This window comes from Tardiphaga sp. 813_E8_N1_3, from assembly GCF_051811025.1.
Classification (GTDB): domain Bacteria; phylum Pseudomonadota; class Alphaproteobacteria; order Rhizobiales; family Xanthobacteraceae; genus Tardiphaga.
In genome coordinates this window covers 2,043,391-2,062,555 of the sequence record NZ_JBPWQE010000001.1, presented here as the reverse complement: position 1 = coordinate 2,062,555, position 19,165 = coordinate 2,043,391, and the positions used below count along the sequence as shown (strand labels likewise).

Annotated in this window: 28 protein-coding genes; 2 read left to right on the top strand and 26 right to left on the bottom strand. The window is 60.6% G+C overall.

The features are described 5' to 3' along the window. Nucleotides 1-86 precede the first annotated feature (86 nt). The 3 genes from AB8A33_RS09765 to AB8A33_RS09755 all read right to left on the bottom strand — a co-directional run bounded on the left by AB8A33_RS09765 (nt 87) and on the right by AB8A33_RS09755 (nt 3,309). Nucleotides 87-1,430 carry a replication-associated recombination protein A gene (locus AB8A33_RS09765; protein ID WP_439092531.1) on the bottom strand — a complete coding sequence of 448 codons (1,344 nt, stop codon included), beginning with the start codon at nt 1,428-1,430 and terminating at the stop codon, nt 87-89. Further along, nucleotides 1,427-2,839 carry a DegQ family serine endoprotease gene (locus tag AB8A33_RS09760; RefSeq protein ID WP_439092530.1) on the bottom strand — a complete coding sequence of 471 codons (1,413 nt, stop codon included), beginning with the start codon at nt 2,837-2,839 and terminating at the stop codon, nt 1,427-1,429. The genes AB8A33_RS09765 and AB8A33_RS09760 overlap by 4 nt, the downstream gene beginning before the upstream one ends. Nucleotides 2,840-2,904: 65 nt before the next feature. Next, on the bottom strand, nt 2,905-3,309 hold the full coding sequence (locus tag AB8A33_RS09755; RefSeq protein WP_439092529.1) for a winged helix-turn-helix transcriptional regulator: 405 nt from the start codon (nt 3,307-3,309) through the stop codon (nt 2,905-2,907). 120 nt (nt 3,310-3,429) lie between these two features. Here AB8A33_RS09755 and AB8A33_RS09750 point away from each other — a divergent pair, with 120 nt between their 5' ends. Together AB8A33_RS09750 and AB8A33_RS09745 are read left to right on the top strand one after the other, a co-directional pair. Continuing rightward, complete coding sequence (locus AB8A33_RS09750) at nt 3,430-4,443, top strand: zinc-binding alcohol dehydrogenase family protein (RefSeq protein ID WP_439092528.1); 1,014 nt, start codon at nt 3,430-3,432, stop codon at nt 4,441-4,443. A 366-nt stretch (nt 4,444-4,809) separates the two neighbouring features. Then, on the top strand, nt 4,810-6,255 hold the full coding sequence (locus AB8A33_RS09745; RefSeq protein WP_439092527.1) for a porin: 1,446 nt from the start codon (nt 4,810-4,812) through the stop codon (nt 6,253-6,255). 101 nt (nt 6,256-6,356) lie between these two features. Here the strand turns inward: AB8A33_RS09745 and AB8A33_RS09740 are convergent, their stop codons facing one another. The 23 genes from AB8A33_RS09740 to rpsS form a co-directional block, all read right to left on the bottom strand. Continuing rightward, nucleotides 6,357-7,151: an SDR family NAD(P)-dependent oxidoreductase gene (locus tag AB8A33_RS09740; RefSeq protein WP_439092526.1), complete on the bottom strand. Its 795-nt coding sequence runs from the start codon at nt 7,149-7,151 to the stop codon at nt 6,357-6,359. A 138-nt stretch (nt 7,152-7,289) separates the two neighbouring features. Beyond that, nucleotides 7,290-7,703 carry a 50S ribosomal protein L17 gene (gene rplQ, locus AB8A33_RS09735; RefSeq protein WP_089268182.1) on the bottom strand — a complete coding sequence of 138 codons (414 nt, stop codon included), beginning with the start codon at nt 7,701-7,703 and terminating at the stop codon, nt 7,290-7,292. Nucleotides 7,704-7,825: 122 nt separating this feature from the next. Beyond that, nucleotides 7,826-8,857: a DNA-directed RNA polymerase subunit alpha gene (locus tag AB8A33_RS09730; RefSeq protein ID WP_439092525.1), complete on the bottom strand. Its 1,032-nt coding sequence runs from the start codon at nt 8,855-8,857 to the stop codon at nt 7,826-7,828. Nucleotides 8,858-8,956: 99 nt separating this feature from the next. Beyond that, the gene (rpsK, locus tag AB8A33_RS09725) at nt 8,957-9,346 is read right to left on the bottom strand and encodes a 30S ribosomal protein S11 (RefSeq protein ID WP_068731453.1); all 390 of its coding nucleotides are present in this window, start codon (nt 9,344-9,346) and stop codon (nt 8,957-8,959) included. A 107-nt stretch (nt 9,347-9,453) separates the two neighbouring features. Further along, nucleotides 9,454-9,822 carry a 30S ribosomal protein S13 gene (gene rpsM / locus AB8A33_RS09720; protein ID WP_439064214.1) on the bottom strand — a complete coding sequence of 123 codons (369 nt, stop codon included), beginning with the start codon at nt 9,820-9,822 and terminating at the stop codon, nt 9,454-9,456. Nucleotides 9,823-10,001: 179 nt separating this feature from the next. Further along, nucleotides 10,002-10,931, bottom strand: coding sequence for an adenylate kinase (locus tag AB8A33_RS09715; protein WP_439092524.1), 930 nt, complete (start codon nt 10,929-10,931; stop codon nt 10,002-10,004). Continuing rightward, entirely contained in the window at nt 10,928-12,259 is a 1,332-nt protein-coding gene (gene secY / locus AB8A33_RS09710; protein WP_439092523.1) for a preprotein translocase subunit SecY, read from the bottom strand. The genes AB8A33_RS09715 and secY overlap by 4 nt, the downstream gene beginning before the upstream one ends. 149 nt (nt 12,260-12,408) lie before the next feature. Then, a complete protein-coding gene (gene rplO / locus AB8A33_RS09705; RefSeq protein ID WP_439092522.1) occupies nt 12,409-12,894 on the bottom strand; it encodes a 50S ribosomal protein L15 in 486 nt (161 codons plus the stop codon). Between the two features lie 115 nt (nt 12,895-13,009). Beyond that, nucleotides 13,010-13,204, bottom strand: coding sequence for a 50S ribosomal protein L30 (gene rpmD / locus AB8A33_RS09700; protein WP_068731463.1), 195 nt, complete (start codon nt 13,202-13,204; stop codon nt 13,010-13,012). 23 nt (nt 13,205-13,227) lie between these two features. Further along, entirely contained in the window at nt 13,228-13,800 is a 573-nt protein-coding gene (gene rpsE / locus AB8A33_RS09695; RefSeq protein WP_092144465.1) for a 30S ribosomal protein S5, read from the bottom strand. A gap of 87 nt (nt 13,801-13,887) precedes the next feature. Next, a complete protein-coding gene (gene rplR / locus AB8A33_RS09690) occupies nt 13,888-14,250 on the bottom strand; it encodes a 50S ribosomal protein L18 (protein ID WP_068731467.1) in 363 nt (120 codons plus the stop codon). A gap of 11 nt (nt 14,251-14,261) precedes the next feature. Continuing rightward, the gene (gene rplF, locus AB8A33_RS09685; RefSeq protein WP_089268177.1) at nt 14,262-14,795 is read right to left on the bottom strand and encodes a 50S ribosomal protein L6; all 534 of its coding nucleotides are present in this window, start codon (nt 14,793-14,795) and stop codon (nt 14,262-14,264) included. A gap of 13 nt (nt 14,796-14,808) precedes the next feature. Then, complete coding sequence (rpsH, locus tag AB8A33_RS09680) at nt 14,809-15,207, bottom strand: 30S ribosomal protein S8 (protein ID WP_089268176.1); 399 nt, start codon at nt 15,205-15,207, stop codon at nt 14,809-14,811. 12 nt (nt 15,208-15,219) lie between these two features. Further along, nucleotides 15,220-15,525 (bottom strand): 30S ribosomal protein S14, encoded by a 306-nt coding sequence (rpsN, locus tag AB8A33_RS09675; protein WP_089268175.1) that lies wholly within the window; start codon nt 15,523-15,525, stop codon nt 15,220-15,222. Nucleotides 15,526-15,568: 43 nt separating this feature from the next. Next, nucleotides 15,569-16,129, bottom strand: a complete 561-nt coding sequence (rplE, locus tag AB8A33_RS09670; protein ID WP_089268174.1) for a 50S ribosomal protein L5 — start codon at nt 16,127-16,129, stop codon at nt 15,569-15,571. Further along, entirely contained in the window at nt 16,122-16,436 is a 315-nt protein-coding gene (gene rplX / locus AB8A33_RS09665) for a 50S ribosomal protein L24 (RefSeq protein ID WP_068731477.1), read from the bottom strand. The genes rplE and rplX overlap by 8 nt, the downstream gene beginning before the upstream one ends. Next, nucleotides 16,436-16,804 carry a 50S ribosomal protein L14 gene (gene rplN, locus AB8A33_RS09660; protein ID WP_068731479.1) on the bottom strand — a complete coding sequence of 123 codons (369 nt, stop codon included), beginning with the start codon at nt 16,802-16,804 and terminating at the stop codon, nt 16,436-16,438. The genes rplX and rplN overlap by 1 nt, the downstream gene beginning before the upstream one ends. A gap of 41 nt (nt 16,805-16,845) precedes the next feature. Further along, a complete protein-coding gene (rpsQ, locus tag AB8A33_RS09655; RefSeq protein WP_068731481.1) occupies nt 16,846-17,094 on the bottom strand; it encodes a 30S ribosomal protein S17 in 249 nt (82 codons plus the stop codon). Between the two features lie 10 nt (nt 17,095-17,104). Continuing rightward, nucleotides 17,105-17,314 carry a 50S ribosomal protein L29 gene (rpmC, locus tag AB8A33_RS09650; RefSeq protein ID WP_068731483.1) on the bottom strand — a complete coding sequence of 70 codons (210 nt, stop codon included), beginning with the start codon at nt 17,312-17,314 and terminating at the stop codon, nt 17,105-17,107. A 4-nt stretch (nt 17,315-17,318) separates the two neighbouring features. Then, nucleotides 17,319-17,732, bottom strand: a complete 414-nt coding sequence (gene rplP / locus AB8A33_RS09645) for a 50S ribosomal protein L16 (RefSeq protein ID WP_089268171.1) — start codon at nt 17,730-17,732, stop codon at nt 17,319-17,321. A gap of 32 nt (nt 17,733-17,764) precedes the next feature. Next, on the bottom strand, nt 17,765-18,463 hold the full coding sequence (gene rpsC, locus AB8A33_RS09640) for a 30S ribosomal protein S3 (RefSeq protein ID WP_068731624.1): 699 nt from the start codon (nt 18,461-18,463) through the stop codon (nt 17,765-17,767). A gap of 19 nt (nt 18,464-18,482) precedes the next feature. Beyond that, a complete protein-coding gene (gene rplV / locus AB8A33_RS09635; protein ID WP_068731486.1) occupies nt 18,483-18,869 on the bottom strand; it encodes a 50S ribosomal protein L22 in 387 nt (128 codons plus the stop codon). Nucleotides 18,870-18,874: 5 nt separating this feature from the next. After that, nucleotides 18,875-19,153, bottom strand: a complete 279-nt coding sequence (gene rpsS / locus AB8A33_RS09630; RefSeq protein WP_089268170.1) for a 30S ribosomal protein S19 — start codon at nt 19,151-19,153, stop codon at nt 18,875-18,877. Between the last annotated feature and the right edge of the window lie 12 nt (nt 19,154-19,165).

The following is a 19,165-nucleotide window of genomic DNA, read 5'->3' as shown; positions in this document are numbered from 1 at the left end:
TGCTGTGGCGATCGCGCGGGCAGATCGCCCGACCAAAAAAGTCGATCTACGCGAAGTGTGCCTACCGCGACCGGTGATAACACAGATCATCTGCTGCGATCCCCCGTCCGTTCGCGGCGCAACTTCGTCCAATAATCCAGCCGTTTGCGAATCTCGCGTTCGAACCCACGCTCAGGCGGATCATAGAAGGTCTGCCGCCCCAAGGCTTCCGGGAAATAGTCTTGCCCGGAGAAACCTTCTGGCGTGTCGTGGTCGTATTGATACCCGTCGCCATAGCCTTCGGACTTCATCAGCTTGGTCGGCGAATTCAGGATGTGTTTCGGCGGCAGCAGTGAGCCGCCCTCTTTTGCGGCCCGCATCGCGGCCTTGTAGGCCATATAGGCTGCGTTCGATTTCGGCGCGGTGGCGATATAGATCACGGCCTGGGCGATGGCGAGTTCACCTTCGGGATGGCCGAGGAAATCATAGGCATCCTTGGCTGAGTTGCAGATCACCAGCGCCTGCGGATCGGCGAGACCGATATCCTCCACCGCCATCCGTACCACGCGGCGCGCCAGGAACAGCGGATCCTCGCCGGCGTCTAACATCCGGCACAGGTAATACAGCGCCGCATCGGGATCGCTGCCACGCACCGATTTATGCAGTGCCGAGATCAGATTGTAGTGGCCGTCGGCCGACTTGTCGTAGATCGGCGCGCGGCGCTGCAGGATGTCCTGCAATTGCGCGGCGTTGAATACTTCATTGGTCCGCGCAGCGCGCCAGACTTCCTCGACCAGTGTCAGTGCGGCGCGGCCATCGCCATCGGCCATCCGCACCAGCACGGCGCGCGCCTCGGCATCGAGCGGCAGCGGCCGGCCCTCGATCTTCTCCGCGTTGGCGAACAGCTTCTCGATCGCCGCCGCATCCAGCGACTGGAACACCAGCACGCGCGAACGCGACAGCAGAGCGGCGTTGAGTTCGAAGGATGGATTCTCGGTGGTGGCGCCGACGAGCACCACGGTGCCGTCCTCCATCACAGGCAAGAACGAATCCTGCTGCGCCTTGTTGAAGCGGTGCACCTCGTCGACGAACAAGAGCGTGCCCTTGCCCATCTCGCGGCGGGCACGAGCCGCTTCGAACACTTTCTTCAGATCGGCAACGCCAGAGAACACCGCAGATATCTGCTCGAATTGAAGTTCCGTCGCATCTGCAAGCAGCCGCGCGACGGTGGTCTTGCCGGTGCCGGGCGGTCCCCAGAACACCAGCGAGCCCAATGTGCGGGTCTCCAGCATCCGCGTCAGCGCGCCATCGGGCCCGAGGATGTGATCCTGCCCGGCGACATCGGACAGCACACGCGGCCGCAGCCGCTCAGGCAGCGGACGCGGTGCGTCCTGCTCCAGCCCGGCTGCGGCAAACAGGTTTGCAGAAGGCGTGGGTTGTTTCGGGCTCATCCGCCGAGTGTAACGTTGATCTGCTGGCCGCCGCGCACCACCACGATGCGCCACAACCGCGCGCCCTCGCGCGTCACCTTGTCGAGATCGCTGGTCTTGCCGATCTTGGTGCCGTTGACCGCAACGATAAGGTCGCCCTTCTGGAAGCCGACGCCAGCCGCGGTGGCCGAGTCGGTCAGCTCTGTAATGACAACGCCTTCGGTGCTGGAATCCAGCCGCAGCTCGTCGGCGACGGCCGGCGAGATATTGGCGACCTTCGCGCCCTGGAATGGCGAACGCGCCGTCAGCGTGATCTCGTCACGGCCCGTGTCAGGGGCCGCCTCGAGCGCAACGGTGAGCTTCACAGGCTTGCCGCCGCGTTGCGCATCGAGCTGCGCAGTGCCGCCGAGCGGCCGCGTCGCGAAGCGATACTCGAACGCATTCGGATCCTCGATGGCCTGGCCGTCGATGGCGGTTACGAGATCGGAGACCTTGAGGCCCGCCTTTGCCGCCGGGCTGTTCGCCGTGACATTGACGACCAGAGCACCGGATGGCGTCTTGAGGCCGAGCGTCTCGGCAATTTCAGGCGTGATGTTCTGCAGCCGCGCGCCGAGCCACGGACGCTTCACGGCCTTGCCGCCGCTCTTGGCAGAGGCAACGACGACGCGGACCATGTTGGCCGGGATCGCGAAGCCGATGCCCTGCGAGCCGCCGGAGCGCGAGAAGATCGCGGTGTTCACGCCGACCAGCTTGCCGGTCATGTCGACCAGCGCGCCACCAGAATTGCCGGGATTGATCGCAGCATCGGTCTGGATGAAGAATTGATAGTCGGTGATACCGACCTGCGTGCGCGCCAGCGCGGAGACGATACCGTGGGTCACGGTCTGGCCAACGCCGAACGGATTGCCGATCGCGAGCACGACATCGCCGACCAGCAGATCATCGGAGTTCGAGAAATCCAGCGTCGGGAATTTCTCCTTCGTGTCCTTGATGCGCAGCACCGCCAGATCGGTGCGGCTGTCCTTCAGCACGATCTCGGCCTCGAACTCGCGCTTGTCCGCCAGCGACACCTTCACCTGGTCCGCGCCTTCGATGACGTGGTTGTTCGTAACGACAAGGCCCGACGCATCGACCATCACGCCCGAACCGAGCGAGCGCTGCATCTGCTCCGGCTGCATACCCTGCCCGCCGAAAAAGCGTCGGAACACCGGATCGTCCAGCAGCGGATTACGGTTCTGCACAGTCTTGGCGGCATAGACGTTCACCACAGCCGGCTGCACCCGCTGCACGATCGGCGCGTAGGACAGCTTCATTTCTGTGGGCGATGTCGGGACCCGGCGATCTTGTGCAACAGCCGGCGCGAGTGCGGACGACAGGACAATGGCGCACAGAGCGGAAACGGTCACAGCGTTGCGGAAAAATGGGATCATCGGGGCCTCTTTGAGGAAATCGCGGCGAATATAGGCTGCGGAGCGGGGCAATAGAAGGGCGGGAACTAGCTTGCGTCCGCCGGCACATCCTTCTCCACCGGCGCTTTTTTGCGCGGCGGGGGCGCTGCGGCCGCGACCGATTTCTGGCGCATCTTGTGCGCGTCGCCCCACTTTTTGAGCGCATCGATCACCGGGCGCAATCCGAGCCCGGTTTCCGACAATGCATATTCGACCCGTGGCGGCACCTCGGCATAGACCGTCCGGATGATCAGCCCGTCCTCCTCGAGCGCGCGCAGCTGCTTGGTCAGCATCCGCTGGGTGATCCGTGGCATCAGCTTGCGCAGCTCGCCGAACCGCAGCCGCCCCTGCTGCAAATGATACAGGATCACGCCCTTCCATTTGCCATCGATCAGATCGAGCGTCACCTCGACCGGACAGCCCGGCCCGTTGCCGAAATCACGCCGTTTCACTGCAAATATCCAATAGTATCCATTCGGTGACTATATCCCTGAAATGACAGTACTTGCAATTATTGTCGCCTCGGGACACCTCCTTTGCGACATTCCCGCCAGAAGCATGGAGCGCACCCAATGAAGGCAGTCGGCTATACCAAATCCCTCCCGATCGACGCAGTTGACGCGCTGGTCGATTTTGAGGCTCCGAAGCCCGAACCGACCGGTCGCGACATCCGCGTGTCGGTGAAGGCGATCTCGGCCAATCCCGTCGATTTCAAGGTGCGCAAGCGCGCGGCGCCGCCGGCCGGCGAAACCAAGATCCTCGGTTATGACGCCGCCGGTGTCGTCGATGCTGTCGGCCCCGATGTGACGATGTTCAAGCCGGGCGATAAGGTGTTCTATGCCGGCTCGATCCAGCGCCAGGGCACCAACGCCGAGTTCCATCTGGTCGATGAGCGCATTGTCGGCCGCAAGCCCTCCTCGCTCTCCTTTGCACAGTCTGCGGCGTTGCCGCTCACCGCGATCACAGCCTGGGAGCTGCTGTTCGATCGGCTCGGCGTCGCACCTGGCAAGAGCCTCGATCCCCGCACGCTGCTCATCATCGGCGGCGCCGGCGGCGTCGGCTCGATCCTCATCCAGCTTGCACGCCGCCTCACCGGCCTCACCGTCGTTGCAACGGCATCGCGGCCTGAGACGATCAAGTGGTGCCTGGATCTCGGCGCACATGAGGTGATCGATCACAGCAAGCCGCTGAAGGAGCAGATCGACGCATTGAAGCTGCCTCCGGTCTCACTCGTCGCGAGCCTCACGGGGACGGAGCTGCACTACAAAGCGCTTGCCGATTTGATCGCACCGCAGGGCAAACTCGGACTGATCGACGATCCCGTTGAATTCAACATGTCCGCGTTCAAAGGCAAGGCCGTCTCGGTGCACTGGGAGTCGATGTTCACGCGATCGTCATTCCAGACGCCCGACATGATCGCGCAACATGACCTCCTTAACGACGTCGCGGATCTCATCGACAAGGGCGTGCTGCGCACGACGCTCGACAAGACCTTCGGCACCATCAACGCCGCGAATCTCAAGCGTGCACATGCACTGCTCGAATCCGGCAAGTCGCACGGCAAAGTCGTGCTCGAAGGCTGGTGATCACGAAACTGTCACCACGAAGTTCTCGCCTGAAGACGCCCACGACAACAGAGCGCATCCTTGGATGCGCTCTTCTCGCATAATAGATAATTTTGATAGCTAATTATATAAATCGTCTGTGATTGAAAAACGACACCGCACTGTCGTTCACTACAATGCGATGCGAGTTTTTACAGAACTGTCGCAAAGCTTGCCTAGGTTGCCCCCGAGCTCAACAGTAGCTCGCTTGTAAAAATGAGAGCGGCCTCGGGCGAGAGTCTTCGGACGCTCTCTCTCACAAGGTCACAAAACACAGATCCTTACGCACCATCACCTGCGGAGCAATCCGCGGGGCGTGTCGGATTTTGTCTTCTACAGGGGTACTCCATGTCTTTCACGACACACAAAATCCTGGGCACGCTCGGCGTGATCGGCGCGCTGGCCGCAGGCCCGGCGCATGCGCAGTCATCGAATGACGAGATCGCAGCACTGAAGGCGCAGCTGCGCGCGCTGGAAAAGAAGCTCGACAACGTTCAGAAGCAAGCGAACACCACACAAAAGCAGACGGAATCGGTCAAGCAGAACTTCGCGAATGCCAACGCCGCCATGCACAAGAAGGCTGTGCCGTTCATCGACGCGACCCTGACGATGCCCGGCAATCGTCCGACCTTCTGCACCAGCGACGGTCTGAACTGCATCGCCATCACCGGCCGTCTGCAGCTCGACACCGCCGCTTATTCGTTCTCGCCGAAGTCGGCCGGCACCAGCCCGCAGAGCGTGAATGACGGCATCAATGCTCGCCGCGCCCGTCTCGGCCTGATCGGCACCTTCAACAAGGACTGGGAATACGGCGTGATTGTCGACGCCGGCGGCACCACCGATGGCGACGTCGTCCTCAACAATGCGTATGTCGCCTACAAGGGCGTCAAGGGCCTGTTGATCCAGGGTGGTTACATCGACGTCCCCTATACGCTGGACGAAGCGACCAGCTCGAACAACATCATGTTCATGGAACGCGCAGCTTCGCAGGTTCTCGCGACAAACCTTGCCGCAGGCGACAACCGCGCTGCGTTCGGTGGTCAGGTATTTGGCGATCACTACTGGGTCGGCGCCTATGTGACTGGTCCGACCACGGGCCTCAACGTCAATCACAGCCAGCCACAGCCGCTCGGCGCCACCTTCCGCGCTGTCGGCCTGCCGATGAACAACGAAGTCGGCACCGTCCTCGTCGGCTTCGACGCGCTGTATCTCGCCCAGACCGGCGGTGTGACCAACAACACGCTCGGCATGTCCGATCGCATCGAAGTCCGCGTCGATCCAGCGACCAACGCATTGCTCAACACCGGCACCATGAACTTCGTGAACAATGCCCGCGTGCTGAGCGGTGAAGCCGCCGTCAAGTTCGGCAGCTTCATGGCATCGGGCGAATACTTCGACTACAACATCCAGCGCAGCAACGGTCTTTCTGACCTGAGCTTCAACGGCGGCTACGGTCAGGCCAGCTATGTCATCACCGGCGAACAACACAAATACAGCACCTCGGCTGGTGCGTTCGGCGGCATCAACCCGGCCCGCCCGGTCAACTTCGCGACCGGCGATCTCGGCGCGTGGGAACTCGCGGTGCGCTACAGCTATGCCAGCCTGAACGACGGCGTCATCCGCGGCGGCGAGCTGAAGAACACCACGGTCGGCGTGAACTGGTACGTGAACCAGAACATGCGCTTCATGTTCAACTGGATCCACGGCACCGTCGACAAGCTCGCCGCCGGCAGCACTGTGAACACCGGCGCCGATTACGACGTGTTCGCGATGCGCACCCAAGTGGCTTTCTAAGCGCCAGGCGCTTCGAACCTCCAGGTTCGGGCTACGTGCCCGCGGCCCTCAAGAACAAAGGCGGCGCTTCGGCGCCGCCTTCCTCTTTGCGAAGGGTATGCTTACGCAATGGTCTGCACGATTCCGCCTTCGGCACGCAGCGCTGCGCCGTTGGTGACCGATGCTTCCTTCGACGAGACATAGACGACCATATTGGCGATCTCATCGACAGTGGCAAAGCGCTGGATCAGCGATGTCGAGCGATGCTGCTTGACGAAGTTGGTCGCAGCCTCCTCGACGGATTGTCCGTTCTGCTTGGCGAGATCCTTGACGAAGGTTTCGACGCCTTCCGACATGGTCGGTCCGGGAAGCACCGAGTTGACCGTCACCGCGGTGCCCTTGGTCAGTTCGGCCAGGCCGCGCGAGATTGCGAGCTGCGCTGTCTTTGTCATGCCGTAGTGAATCATCTCGCCGGGAATATTCAGTCCGGACTCCGATGAGATGAAGACGATGCGACCCCAGTTGCGCTTCAGCATGCCCTGCATGTAGGCGCGCGACAGACGGATGCCTGACATCACATTGACCTCGAAGAAGCGCGTCCAGTCCTCATCGGGAATGTCGAAGAAGCCCTTGGGCTCGAAGATACCGGCATTGTTGATGAGGATATCGACGTCTGGCAGCGCGGAGGCCAATGCCTTGCAGCCCTCTGCCGTCGAAACGTCCGCTGCGACGCCCTTCACTTTCGCGCCGGGCACGGCCTTGGTAATTGCGGCAATCGCAGCGTCTACCTTGGCTTGGCCGCGGCCGTTGACGACGACCTCTGCGCCAGTCGCTGCTAGCCCTTTGGCGATGGCGTGGCCGATGCCCGAGGTCGAGCCTGTCACCAGCGCCGTCTTACCCGTCAGATCGATTTTCATATCCGTACTCCCGTTTGAATGACGGATCTGATATCGGAACGCGGATTGAAAGATGCAACTGCATCCAAAAGCCGAAAGCACAACAAAAAAAAGCGGCGCACAAGGCGCCGCTTTTCCAAAATTCTGATGTGAAGTGGCTTATGCCGCTTCGGACGCGCCCTGCACCGGACCCGAATCCTTACCCTTGGCATCTTCGTCGCGATCGACGAATTCGATCAGCGCCATCGGGGCATTGTCGCCGTAGCGGAAGCCGGCCTTGATGATGCGGGTGTAGCCACCCTGACGATCAGCGTAGCGCTTGGCCAGCACGTCGAACAGCTTGCGGACCTGATCCTGGTCCTTCATTTCGCTGATGGCCTGGCGACGCATGTGGAGGCCGCCCTTCTTGCCGAGGGTGACGAGCTTCTCCACGATCGGGCGGAGCTCCTTGGCCTTCGGAAGCGTGGTGATAATCTGCTCGTGCTTGATCAGCGACGCGCACATGTTGGCGAACATCGCCTTGCGATGTTCTGCGGTGCGGTTGAGCTTGCGATGAACCTTGCCGTGACGCATTGGAATATTCCTTATATTTCAGTTTGCCGCGACGGTTCGTCGGACATCATGTTGCGGGTGGGCTGCCCACGTTCGCCCATAGCGTCGGCCGGGTTGTTACCCGGCCATCGCCAATCGACTGCTTAGTAGTGATCCTCGAAGCGCTTGGCCAATTCGTCGATATTCTCCGGCGGCCAACCGGGCACTTCCATGCCGAGGTGCAGACCCATCTGGGCGAGCACTTCCTTGATTTCGTTCAGCGACTTGCGGCCAAAGTTCGGAGTGCGGAGCATTTCTGCTTCCGACTTCTGAACGAGGTCGCCGATGTAAACGATGTTGTCGTTCTTCAGGCAGTTTGCCGAACGCACCGACAGCTCGAGCTCGTCGACCTTCTTGAGGAAAGCCGGGTTGAACGCGAGATCCGGGATGACTTCCTGAGCAACTTCCTTGCGGGGCTCTTCGAAGTTCACAAACACGTTGAGCTGGTCCTGCAGGATGCGCGCGGCATAAGCGACCGCGTCATCCGGCGTCAGCGCGCCGTTGGTCTCGATGGTCATCGTCAGCTTGTCATAGTCGAGGATCTGGCCCTCACGGGTGTTCTCGACCTTGTACGACACCTTGCGAACCGGCGAGTACAGGCTGTCGATCGGAATCAGGCCGATCGGCGCATCTTCCGGACGGTTGTGCTCGGCAGCGACATAGCCCTTGCCGCCGGCAACGGTGAATTCCATGCGGATTTCAGCGCCATCGTCGAGGGTGCAGATCTGCATGTCGGGATTGAGCACGGTCACGTCGCCGACAGTCTGAATGTCGCCGGCGGTCACGACGCCCGGGCCCTGCTTCTTCACGACCATACGCTTCGGGCCTTCGCCCAGCATCTTGATCGCGATGTCCTTCACGTTCAGCACGATGTCGGTGACGTCTTCACGCACGCCGGCAATCGAGGAGAATTCATGCAGCACGCCATCGATGTGCACCGACTGCACGGCAGCACCCTGCAGCGAGGACAGCAGGATGCGGCGGAGTGCGTTACCGAGGGTCTGACCGAAACCACGCTCGAGCGGCTCGGCAACCAGGGTCGCAAAACGGGAAGGATCGCTGCCAGGGGTTACCTGCAGCTTGTTCGGCCGGATAAGTTCTTGCCAATTTTTCTGGATCGTCACTGTGTCACCCATGCCATCAAACTCACTGGCGTTGGAGATCGCGGATCAGTCCGCGTAAGTCGCATCGCAAAAGCGATCGCGGGCAGCTGAGCTACCCGCGATCGAAAAGTATTAAACGCGCCGACGCTTGCGCGGGCGGCAACCATTGTGCGGGATCGAGGTCACGTCGCGGATCGAGGTGACCGTGAAGCCCGCGGCCTGCAGAGCGCGAAGAGCCGATTCACGACCCGAACCCGGACCGCCGACTTCGACTTCCAGCGTGCGCATGCCGTGTTCCTGTGCCTTCTTCGACACGTCTTCAGCAGCAACCTGCGCTGCATACGGAGTCGACTTGCGCGAGCCCTTGAAGCCCATCGTGCCAGCCGACGACCAGGCAATCGTGTTGCCCTGCGCGTCGGTGATGGTGATGGTCGTGTTGTTGAACGACGAATTCACGTGCGCAATGCCCGATGCAATGTTCTTGCGCTCGCGGCGACGAATACGTCCGGCTTCCTTTGCCATCTCTAACCTTTCTGAGGATCTCAACGCCGCCGTAATGCCAGCGGCTACACCAAAAAATAATTGCAGAAGCGGAGGTTATCCGCTTCCGCAAACTCGTATTCGAAAGCTTACTTCTTCTTGCCGGCGATCGACTTGGCCGGGCCCTTGCGGGTGCGCGCATTGGTATGCGTGCGCTGGCCACGAACCGGCAGACCGCGACGATGACGCAGGCCGCGATAGCAGCCGAGGTCCATCAGACGCTTGATGTTCATGCCCGTCTCACGACGAAGATCGCCCTCGACCAGATAGTCGCGGTCGATGACTTCGCGGATCTGCAGAACTTCCGCGTCGCTGAGCTGATTGACGCGGCGTTCCGGAGCGATCTTCACCTTCTCGATGATATCAGCGGCGTTCTTCTGGCCGATACCATGAATGTACTGCAGCGCGATCAGCACGCGCTTGTTGGTCGGGATGTTTACACCGGCGATACGGGCCACAACTTCTCTCCTGTCACCAGTCCATCACGAACCGGCATTATCATCATTTGTCGGGCGGGTATTCACAAACGCGAACACGACGCCCGTCCCCTGGATTTCAGTGGGGCCCGGCATCGTTGGAATCTTCCGACTGGATGAGGGCCTTATTAAAGTATTCGACTTCGTTTCGTCAACCTGCTCTAGCGTTTGGCGCGCTTTTTGCCGGTTTTCTTGGCCACTTTACCGGCCTTCCTGGCTGGCTTTTTGGCCGACTTCCCAGTTTTGGCCTTCGAAGCCGATTTTGCAGCCTTTTTGGCCGCTTTTACCGTCTTTTTGACCGTTTTCTTGACAGTCTTCTTCACGGCCTTCTTGGCCGCCTTTGCCTTCTTGGCGGCCTTTACCGGCGCCTTCTTGACCTTCTTGACGGCCTTCGCGGCTTTTTTGGCCGATTTAGCTGCCTTCTTGGCCGGAGCAGATCCGCGCTTGGCGGCAGCGGCCTTCTTGGCGGGCTTGCGGGCCGGCTTCTTCGCCGACTCATCGGCGGCGAGAATCGCTGCCAGCACGCGGTTAATCTCAGCCGTCACCTCTTCAATGGTCATCATGCCATCGATGGTCACCAGCTTCCGCTTTTCCGAATAGTAATGGACCAGCGGCTCGGTCGAAGTGCGGTAGCTCGCCAGGCGCTTCGACAGCACTTCCGGCGTATCATCGATGCGCACCGTCTCGCCGCGCTCCATCATCTGCGCGACACGGGCTTCGACACGCTGCAACAGCGCGCTCTCATTGACGCGGAGTTCAACGGCAGCATCGAGATGAAGCCCCTTGGACTTCAGCAGTGCATCCAGCGCTTCAGCCTGCGGCACGGTGCGCGGGAAGCCGTCGAGGATGAAGCCATTGGCGGCATCCGGCAGCTCGATGCGATCCGAGATGATCCCGATCACCACGTCATCCGGCACAAGACCGCCGGCGGCCATGATGTCCTTGGCCTTGAGGCCAACTTCGGTCTCGGCGGCCACAGCAGCACGCAGCATGTCGCCGGTGGACAGCTGAACGATTTTGTGACGCTCGACAAGACGATGTGCCTGAGTTCCCTTGCCCGCCCCCGGCGGCCCGAGAAGAATCAACCTCATTTGCGCCGGCCCCTCAGCTTCGACTTGCGGATCAAACCTTCATACTGGTGCGCCAGCAGATAGCCCTGCACCTGCGCCACAGTATCCATGGTGACACTGACCACGATCAGCAGCGACGTGCCGCCGAAGTAGAACGGCACTGACGCATAGGAGATCAGGATCTCGGGGATCAAGCAGACTACGGCGAGATAGGCAGCGCCGAGCACAGTGATACGCGAGAGCACATAGTCGATGTATTCTGCGGTCCGCTCACCCGGGCGAATGCCCGGGATGAAGCCGCCGTGCTTCTTCAGATTGTCGGCGGTCTCGGTCGGGTTGAACACGATCGCCGTGTAGAAGAACGCGAAGAACACGATCAGCGATACATACATGATCAGGAACAGCGGACGGCCATGGCCGAGCTGCGTGGTGATCCACTGGAACCACTCCGGCCCCCTGCCCGCATTGAAGCTGGCGATGGTGGCCGGCAGCAGCAGCAGCGATGACGCGAAGATCGGCGGGATGACGCCCGAGGTGTTGAGCTTCAGCGGCAGATGCGAGGACTGCCCCTCGAACATCTTGTTGCCGACCTGGCGCTTCGGATACTGGATCAGCAGGCGGCGCTGGGCTCGCTCCACGAACACGATGAACGCGATCACGACGACGGCCATCACGATCACGACCAGGATCAGACCGGTCGACAAAGCGCCCTGACGTCCGAGCTCGAGCATGTTGGCGATCGCCGACGGAAGCTCCGCCACGATGCCGGCCAGAATGATCAGCGAGATGCCGTTGCCGATGCCCCGCGAGGTGATCTGCTCACCCAGCCACATCAGGAACATCGTGCCGCCGGTCAGCGTGACCGAGGTCGAGATCAGGAAGAACATGCCGGGTTCGCTGACGACATTGCCGGCGCCCTGCAGGCCCGCCGCAATGGCATAGGACTGGAACGCAGCCAGGATGACAGTCAGATAACGGGTGTACTGGTTCAGCGTCTTTCGGCCCGCTTCGCCCTCTTTCTTGAGAGCTTCGAGCTGGGGCGAAACGGTGGTCAGCAGCTGAATGATGATCGATGCCGAGATATACGGCATGATGTTCAGCGCAAAAATCGCCATGCGATTGATGCCGCCGCCCGCGAACATGTTAAACATGCCGAGGATGCCGCCGGCCTGCTGCTTGAACACCTGTTCCCACGCGGCCGGATCGATGCCGGGCAGCGGGATATAGGTACCGAGCCGATAAACAAGCAGCGCACCCAGTGTGAACCAGATGCGCTTCTTCAGTTCATCGGCCTTGCCGAGGGCCGAAAAGTTGAGGTTTGCTGCTAATTGCTCTGCTGCAGAGACCATGTTTGGCTTTCTCCCGCGCCCCTTTCGCCATCATGCCCCGAAGAGCGGGGCATGCAGCGGAGGCCGGACATTATTTGGTGCTCGGCATTGATAAAATCTACTGCCACATCACGCAAGGCCGCCCGCAGACGCAGGCGATGCCGCAGATGTTACGCAGCTTCGCCGTCGGCCTTCTTCGGCGCAATGATCTTCACCGAACCGCCGGCCTTCTCGATGGCTTCGATCGCCGTCTTGGTGGCGCCGTGCACTTCGATGTTGATCTTGGCCTTGATCTCGCCACGGCCGAGAACGCGCACACCAGCCTTCGAGCGGCGCAGAACGCCAGCCTTCACCAGCGATTCAGCGTTGATCACGGCCTTGATGTCGACGGTCTTCGCATCGATCGCGTCCTGGAGACGGTCCAGGTTGATCTCGGCGTAGTCGACGCGGAAGATGTTGTTGAAGCCACGCTTCGGCAGACGACGATGCAACGGCATCTGGCCGCCTTCGAAGCCCTTGATGCGCACACCCGAACGTGCGGTCTGGCCCTTGCCGCCGCGGCCCGAGGTCTTGCCCTTGCCGGAGCCGATGCCACGGCCGACGCGCATACGCTTCTTACGGGAGCCGGCGTTATCGGCGATATCGCTGAGCTTCATCGTTCTTTTCCCTGTTTCGCCCTGTCTTCCCGAGGCTTACCGGCAGATCCGGACCTCGAAGGTCAACAGTGTCATCCCTGCGGCAACCTGGCGGCCGCAGTGAGACGACGTGAACTTACTTATCCTCGACCACGCGGACGAGGTGCTGCACTTTGGTGATCATGCCGCGAACTTCAGGAGTGTCCTGCAATTCGCTGACGCGACCGATCTTGTTGAGCTTGAGGCCGATCAGCGTGGAGCGCTGCGAGTGGTGCCGGCGAATTGCGCTGGCGACCTGCTCGACCTTGATCATCTTTGCGGCCTTGGCCATCGTGATAACTCCAAACGTCGTCGTTATTCGGCAACCAGCTCGGCGTCACCGCCAACGCGGCGCGACTGCAGAGTGGAAACCTTGAGATTGCGGCGAGCAGCAACCGAACGCGGCGAATCCTGATGCTTCAGCGCGTCGAAAGTGGCGCGAACCATGTTGTAGGGATTCGACGAACCGATCGACTTGGCCACCACGTCCTGGATACCCAGCGTTTCGAACACAGCGCGCATCGGACCACCGGCGATGATGCCGGTACCAGCCGGAGCAGCACGCAGATACACGCGACCCGCGCCATGACGGCCAGCGATGTCGTGATGCAGCGTGCGACCTTCGCGCAGAGCGACGCGCGTCAGGTTGCGCTTGGCCGACTCGGTTGCCTTGCGGATTGCTTCCGGAACTTCACGGGCCTTACCGTGACCGAACCCGACCCTGCCCTTCTGATCGCCAATGACGACCAGAGCTGCAAAGCCGAAGCGCTTACCGCCCTTGACGACCTTCGCCACACGATTGATGTGGACGAGCTTGTCGACGAACTCACTATCACGCTCTTCCCGGGGGCCCCGGTCGCGTCCGCCGCGTTCGCGTTCACCTGCCATGGTGTTTTCCAATCCTTGCGAAGCTTTCGCTTCTAACCCTGTGTCCGTTCAAATCTGCAACTTGCAAATCAACGAAAGTGAAATCGCTTAGAAGCTCAGCCCGCCTTCGCGAGCTGCATCTGCCAGCGCCTTGACGCGGCCGTGGTACAGATACTGACCACGGTCGAACACCACTTCCTTGACGCCATTCTTGACCGCGCGCTCTGCCAGCAGCTTGCCGACAGCCTGCGCCGCATCGACGTCCGCACCGGTCTTGCCGGTTTCGCGCATCGCCTTCTCCAGCGACGACGCGGAAGCGAGCGTTTCGCCCTTCAGGTCGTCGATGACCTGCGCGTAGATGTGCTTCGACGAGCGGAAGATCGACAGGCGCGGACGGCCATTGGCAGTCCGGCGGAGCGAGAGCCGCACGCGTTGCTTGCGCCGGGCATTCGTAATCTTGAGTTTCGACATGACCGGCTCCGTTACTTCTTCTTGCCTTCCTTGCGGAAGATAAACTCGTCGGAATAACGTACGCCCTTGCCCTTATAAGGCTCTGGCGGACGATAGCTGCGGATCTCCGCGGCTACCTGACCGACGCGCTGCGAGTCGTTGCCGGCGACGTTGATCTCGGTCGGCTTCGGCACCGTGATGGTGATGCCTTCCGGGATCGCGTAGACGACATCGTGGCTGTAACCGAGCGCCAGCTGCAGGTTCTTGCCCTGCAGGGCCGCACGATAACCGACGCCGGTGATCTCAAGCTTCTTCTCGAAACCCTTGGTAACCCCTTCGAGCAGATTCGCGATCTGCGCGCGAGCGGTACCGTACAGTGCACGGGCGCGATTGGTTTCGACGCGGGGAGCAACCTTGATTGCGCCCTCTTCCATCTTCACCACCACGTCGTCGTGCACGACGAACTGAAGAGCGCCCTTGGGGCCCTTCATCTTGACGGTCTGGCCTTCGACGGACGCGGTAACTCCCGCGGTCACCGCCACTGGCTTCTTGCCAACTCGTGACATGACTGATCCTTCCTCAGAACACCGTGAAGAGAACTTCACCGCCCACATTCGCGTCGCGCGCGTCGTGGTCGGCCATAATTCCCTTGGGCGTCGACAAAACGGAGATACCGAGGCCGTTCTTCACGCGCGGCAGGTTCTTCACCGAGACGTAAACGCGACGTCCTGGCTTCGAAACACGCTCGATTTCGCGGATGACCGGTTCGCCATCGAAATACTTCAGTTCGATCTCGAGCTCGGAGCGGCCCGACGAATGCTCAACGCTGGCGAAGCCACGGATGTAGCCTTCGTTCTTCAGCACTTCGAGCACGTTGGCGCGCATCTTGGAGCCCGGGGTCGAAACCTTGGACTTGGTACGCATCTGCGCATTGCGGATACGGGTGATGAGATCGCTGATTGGATCGTGGGTCGACATGTTCCGCCCCCCTTACCAGCTTGACTTCACGAGCCCGGGAACCAGGCCCTTCGAGCCTAATTCACGCAGCGCGATACGGCTGAGCTTGTTGATACGATAGACCGAATGCGGACGACCGGTGATTTCGCAACGGTTCATGATCCGAACGGGCGATGAATTGCGCGGAAGCTCGGCGAGCTTCAGCGTTGCGGCGAACCGCTCTTCCATCGGCTTGGTCTTGTCGGCGATGATGGCCTTGAGACGCGCGCGCTTCGGCGCAGCGTTCGCGGACATCTTCTTCCGACGGTTGTTCTTCTCGATCGAACTCTTCTTTGCCATGCTTGGCTCCTGGGTTACCGCGTTTGAGAAGCTTTTCAGCTACTCACTGCCGGAACGGGAAATTGAAAGCGGTCAACAAAGCGCGGGCCTCGTCGTCGGTGCGCGCAGTGGTGCACACCGTGATGTCCATGCCCAGCGGCGTATCCCCGGCCTTGTCGAAATCGATTTCCGGGAAAATGATGTGCTCTTTGAGACCGAGCGAGTAGTTGCCACGGCCGTCGAAGCTCTTGGCGTTCAGGCCACGGAAATCTCGCACGCGCGGCAGAGCGACGTTCACCAGACGATCGATGAACTCGTACATCTTCGTCTTGCGGAGAGTCACTTTGGCGCCGATCGGCTGGTTTTCACGCAGCTTAAAGGTCGCGATAGCAACGCGCGAATAAGTCACGATGGCCTTCTGACCGGCGATCAGCGACAGGTCGCCGGCAGCGGTTTCGGCCTTCTTGCGATCGTTCACAGCTTCGCCAACGCCCATGTTCAGGACGATCTTGTCGAGGCGCGGAACCTGCATGACATTTTCGTAGCCGAACTGTTCAGTCAGCTTGGCACGAATGGACTTGTCGTATTCGACGCGCAGGCGCGGAATGTAGACGGTCTCAGACATCGATCTCTGCTCCCGAACGCTTGGCGATGCGCACCTTGGTGCCGTCAGCCTGGATCTTGAAACCAACGCGAGTCGGCTTGCCGTCCTTGCCGACGATCGCGATGTTGGACAGTTGGATCGGCGCCTCTTTCGAGATGATGCCGCCTTCCTGTGCCTGGGTCTGCTTCTGGTGACGCTTGACCAGGTTGACGCCACGAACCAGCGCCTTGCCCTCGGTCGGGCGCACTTCGAACACTTCACCGGTGCGCCCCTTGTCGCGACCGTTCAGCACGATGACCTTGTCACCCTTGCGAATTTTGGCAGCCATTACAGCACCTCCGGCGCAAGCGAGATGATCTTCATGTGGTTCTTGGCGCGCAGCTCACGCGGCACGGGCCCGAAAATACGGGTACCGATCGGCTCGGACTGATTGTTGATCAGCACTGCTGCGTTGCGATCGAAGCGGATGACAGAGCCATCCGGGCGGCGAATGTCCTTGCGGACGCGCACGACGACCGCCTTCATGACGTCGCCCTTCTTCACCTTCCCGCGTGGGATGGCTTCCTTGATCGATACGACAATTACGTCGCCAACGGATGCATAACGGCGCTTGGATCCACCAATCACCTTAATGCACATGACACGGCGTGCGCCTGAATTATCGGCCACGTCGAGGTTGGTCTGCATCTGAATCATTGATGCACCTCGTCCTCTGTTTATGCGCTATTGCGCGATTTTTAGGCAGTCTTCTTCTGTTCACCCCGGACAACCGTCCAGTGCTTCAGCTTCGACATCGGCTTGCTCTCTTCGATCCACACCATGTCGCCCGGCTTGAACTCACTGTTCTCGTCGTGGGCATGGTAGTTTTTCGAACGGCGGATGGTCTTCTTGTAGATCGGGTGCGTAAAGCGACGGTCAACGCGAACAACAACCGTTTTGGTCTGCTTGTCGCTGACGACCACGCCCTGCAAAGTACGTTTTGGCATGTTCGGCCCCTTACTTCGACTTACCGTCGCGCTTTTGCGCGGCGATGGTCTTGATTCGTGCAATATCACGGCGAGCCTCACGGAGTCGCGTGGTATTTTCCAGCTGCCCGGTGGCGCGCTGGAAGCGCAGGTTGAAGCGCTCCTTTTTCAGATTGAGGACGGCGTCGTCCATCTGATCGGGGCTCATTGCGCGGATATCGCTGGATTTCATATCGGCCATGGCTCTACTCCGCAATGCGCGTAACGAAACGCGTCTTGATCGGCAGCTTGGCGGCAGCGAGGGTCATCGCTTCCTTGGCAATCTGCGTGGTGACACCGTCGATCTCGAAGATCACACGGCCTGGCTTGACGCGCGCAACCCACAATTCCGGGGTGCCCTTGCCGGAGCCCATTCGGACTTCAGCAGGCTTCTTCGAAACCGGGAGATCCGGGAACACGCGGATCCAGACGCGGCCGGCACGCTTCATGTGACGGGTCAGCGCGCGGCGAGCAGCTTCGATCTGACGCGCGGTCAGACGTTCCGGTGCCATCGCCTTCAGGCCGAACTGACCGAAAGCCAGCGTGGCGCCCGAAGTCGCAACGCCGTGAATCCGGCCTTTATGCGCCTTCCGGAACTTGGTCTTCTTTGGTTGCATCATGGCTTACGCCCTCAAACCTTCTAATTAAACGCTCAAGCAGCGTCGCGACGCGGCCGGGAATTGTCACCCTCGGCCATGCGCTTGTCCTGAGCCATCGGATCGTGCTCGAGGATTTCGCCCTTGAAGATCCAGACCTTGACGCCGCAGGTGCCGAACGTCGTGAACGCGGTGGCTACGCCGTAATCGATATCCGCACGCAGCGTGTGCAGCGGCACGCGACCTTCGCGATACCATTCCATACGCGCGATTTCCGCACCGCCCAGACGACCCGAGCAGTTGATACGAATGCCTTCGGCGCCGAGACGCATAGCCGACTGCACTGCCCGCTTCATCGCACGGCGGAACGCAACGCGGCGCTCGAGCTGCTGTGCGATCGACTCGGCGACCAGGGTCGCATCGAGCTCCGGCTTGCGGATTTCGACGATGTTGATCACCACGTCCGAAGAAGTGATGTCGGCAACCTTCTTGCGAAGCTTGTCGATGTCAGCGCCCTTCTTGCCGATCACAACACCCGGACGAGCCGACTGAATGGTCACGCGGCACTTCTTGTGCGGGCGCTCGATGATGATCTTGGCGACGGCAGCCTGCTTGAGCTCCTTGTGCAGGATCTCGCGGATCTTGACGTCTTCGTGCAACAACTTGCCGTATTCGTTCTTGCCGGCATACCAACGTGAATCCCACGTACGGTTGATGCCAAGACGCAGACCGATTGGATTGATCTTCTGACCCATCTTATTCTCCTGCGCCTGCTTACGCTGCTGCTTCTGCTTCGACCTGACGAACGACGATCGTCAGCTGCGCAAACGGTTTAAAGATACGGCCCGAACGGCCACGGCCGCGCGGACTGAAACGCTTCATCACGATGCCCTTGCCGACATGCGCCTCGGAGACGATCAGCGCGTCAACATCGAGGTCATGGTTGTTCTCGGCATTCGCGATCGCCGATTCCAGGCACTTCTTCACGTCGACTGCGATCCGCTTGCGCGAAAACTGCAGGTCGGCGAGCGCAGCCGAAGCTTTCCGGCCGCGGATCATCTGCGCAACGAGATTGAGCTTCTGCGGGCTCACGCGCAGCATGCGGGCGATCGCCTTGGCCTCGTTATCCGGGAGGCTCCGTTCGCGCTTTGGCTTGCTCATAGTCCTTAGCCCTTCTTGGCTTTCTTGTCGCCGGCGTGGCCATGGAAGGTACGGGTCGGCGAGAACTCGCCGAACTTGTGACCGACCATTTCCTCGTTCACAGCGACAGGTACATGCTTCTGGCCGTTGTAAACGCCGAAGGTGAGACCCACGAACTGCGGCAAGATCGTCGAGCGACGGCTCCAGATCTTGATCACATCATGACGACCAGACGAACGAGCGGCATCTGCCTTCTTGAGCAGCGAACCCTCGACGAACGGGCCTTTCCAGACTGAACGAACCATGTCCGGCGATCC